Origin of the sequence: Bacteroides faecichinchillae JCM 17102, from assembly GCF_000614145.1 — a bacterium.
GTDB lineage: Bacteria > Bacteroidota > Bacteroidia > Bacteroidales > Bacteroidaceae > Bacteroides > Bacteroides faecichinchillae.
The window spans coordinates 1-2,866 of record NZ_BAKK01000099.1 but is presented as its reverse complement, the minus strand read 5'-3'; the positions used below and the strand labels follow the sequence as shown (position 1 = coordinate 2,866).

Genomic DNA, 2,866 nt, shown 5'->3' with positions numbered 1-2,866 from the left:
TGATGAGAGATATCGATTTCACAGTACCTTTGATGGAGCCGAATTCGGCATAGGGGTAGTCATCCAGTTTGATGGAAACACTACTGCCTTCTTTGACCTTGCCGGCTCCCATCGCAGGGAGCAACACCTGTCCTAGTATCTTATTCTCTTTAGGTACGATACTGAACACATTTTCTCCGGCCTGTACAAACTGACCGTTCGTCCAGAATTTAAGAAACTCCACCTGACCGTCGAAGGGGGCTTTGAACACATAAGTTTGCTCCCACTGCTTCATTTGGTCATTCAGTTCATGGTAAGAGGATAATAGCTCCAGATGCATCTGTCTTTCTGCTCCATGCTTCTCCACTGTCAGTTGGGATAGTCTGTTCCTGCTTTCCGCTATTTGCATTCGGATAGAGGCGATTTCTTTGACCAGGTTCTGGTTGCTTTGCTTGGCGGACAGATATTCCGCTTTGCTACGGTCTACTTCCAGATCGTAGGTGGTTACTATTTCTTTGTTGAGGGAACTGTATTTTTTGTACCATTTTTCGGTTATATCCAGATTGTCGTTCGAGATGGAAAGGGCTTTTTCTGTTTCTTTCAAGATTTCGGTTTTCCATGCGATGCCGTCTTGAAGGCTTATACGTTGTTGTTCGTAAACATTGTCTTTGTGGTAATCTGATATATTTTTCAATGAGGATAGAAATGTGTAGTACTGCATATTCAACTCACCTAAAGAGACTTTCTCGGGGAAGGCTTGGATGGCTTGGGGAAATAAGGAGGGATTATTAGGATCAAAGTCGTGAATAAGGGAGGCCACAGACTGAACATCTTCTGTTTTTGCCGAGTTTTGAATAACGGCGATGTAGGCTCCTTCTTTCACTGAGTCTTGAGCTTCAAAACCTAATATGTCTATTTTACCCGACGTATGGGCGGGTAGTTTGACAGGAGCGGTATTGGAATTGATTGTTATTTGCCCGGTTACGACATCGGGATATTTGATGATCCAACCGAAGACAAAAAGCAGGAGGGTGAAGATTATAATGGCGGAAGCGACCCATCTGCCGAAGGAGGTGGGCATACGGTCTATGATGTCACCGACTTCTTCACTGCGTTTCGTGTTATCCTTGCGTGTAGGACGTAATTTCAACAGGGTCAAGATCATATTGGCTTTGTATTAGTTCGTAATAGTGTCCTCTTCTTTCCATCAGGCCATTGTGGTTGCCCAGCTCTACAATCATCCCCCCTTTCATGACGACAATCTGGTCTGCTTTCTTGATCGTACTCAGACGGTGGGCTATGACAATCACGGTACGGTTCTTAAAAACGTTATTCAGCGCGGAGACTATTTTCTGTTCGTTGATGGTATCGAGTGCATTGGTTGCCTCATCCAGGAATAGATAATCGGGATTTTTATAGAGTGCTCGCGCGATTAATAAACGTTGTTTCTGACCGCCACTCAGACCGCGTCCCATTTCGCCGATCATGGTCTGGTAGCCTTGTGGCATGGATTCGATTTCTTTGGAGATGTTGGCGATGTCTGTAGCGCGTTTCAAGGCTTCGTAATCGACTTTCTCTTCATTCAGTACGATGTTATTCTGGATGGTGTCGTTAAAGACTTTTCCTTCTTGCATGACGCAGCCGCATTGGGTTCGCCATTGGCGAAGGCTGACGTTGTTGATGTTCATGTCACCGATACAGATCTCGCCATAGGAAGGAAGGTAAAGACGTAGTAGGAGTTTTAACAAGGTGGATTTGCCACAACCGCTGTCCCCGACGATGGCGGTCACTTTGCCTTCAGGGATGGTTAGATAAATGCCTTTCAACACGATCGGGGCGTTGGGAGAATAAGCGAAAGAAAGATTTTTCACGTTCAGGCTTTTGTCTTTAGGCAAATCCATGCTATTGGAGGAAACGGAAACCATATCGTCTTCGTCTTCAAGCTTGTGAATCTCATTGATGCGCATGAAGCTTATTTTGGCGTATTGGGCGGATTGCACAAAACCGACAAACTGGGCGACAGGGCCATTGAGCATGCCGATAATAAATTGTGTCGAGATCATGATGCCGAAGGTGATATCTCCATGGATTACGGCTATGGCGCAAAAGAAGGTGACGGCCATGTTTTGCATGCTGTTGATAAACTGTGAGCCTAGCATCTGGGCGTTGTTGATGTTCAAGATCTTCACATTCAGTTTGTAAAGGCGGGCTTGTATGCCTTCCCATTTCCAACGTTTGGTGTCTTCGTAGTTATTGATCTTGATTTCTTGAATGTTGCCGATGGTTTCTACCCAGTAGCTACGGTCTTTGGAGAGGATGTCAAAGTACTCCCAATCCAGCTTACGTCTGACTTTCAGGAAAACAAAGACCCAGAGGACATAGAGGATGCTACCGACCAGAAAGATGAAGAAGATGGTTTGATTGAAGATCAGCAGGATGGCGCTGAATATGACAAAGGTGACGGAGGAGAATGATCATGCCCAATGAGTTGTTCATGATGAAGTGGCGGATGCGCTCGTGGTCGTAGGCGCGTTGCAGGATATCTCCTACCAGTTTGTTTTCGAAGAAGGAGACGGGAAGTTTCATCAGTTTGATCAGATAGTCTGAGATTAGGGAGATATTGACTCGGGTAGTGACATGAAGCAATACCCAGTCCCGAAGGACATTGGAAAGGGTGATGCTTAAGAGTAATACGATATTGGCGGCTAGTACCATGTAGACGAAGTTCACGTCTTGGGTGCGTATCCCGGTGTCGATGACGGCTTTGGATATAAAAGGGAGAAAGGCTTGCAGGATGGTGGCGATGAACATGATGAAGAAGAGTATTCCGAAGGCTTTTTTGTAAGGAGTAAAGTAACCTAGAAGGTTTTCAAAACTTTTGAATCTT

1 protein-coding gene and 1 pseudogene are annotated in these 2,866 nt (G+C 45.3%); both read right to left on the bottom strand.

Translation table 11 applies throughout. The annotated features are described in order from the left end of the window. A partial coding sequence (locus JCM17102_RS20770) for an HlyD family secretion protein (protein ID WP_025076544.1) occupies nucleotides 1–1,144 on the bottom strand: 1,144 nt, incomplete at its 3' end. Next, nucleotides 1,101–2,866: pseudogene (locus tag JCM17102_RS28700) on the bottom strand (peptidase domain-containing ABC transporter); the annotation flags it as partial. The gene JCM17102_RS20770 and the pseudogene JCM17102_RS28700, both read right to left, overlap by 44 nt.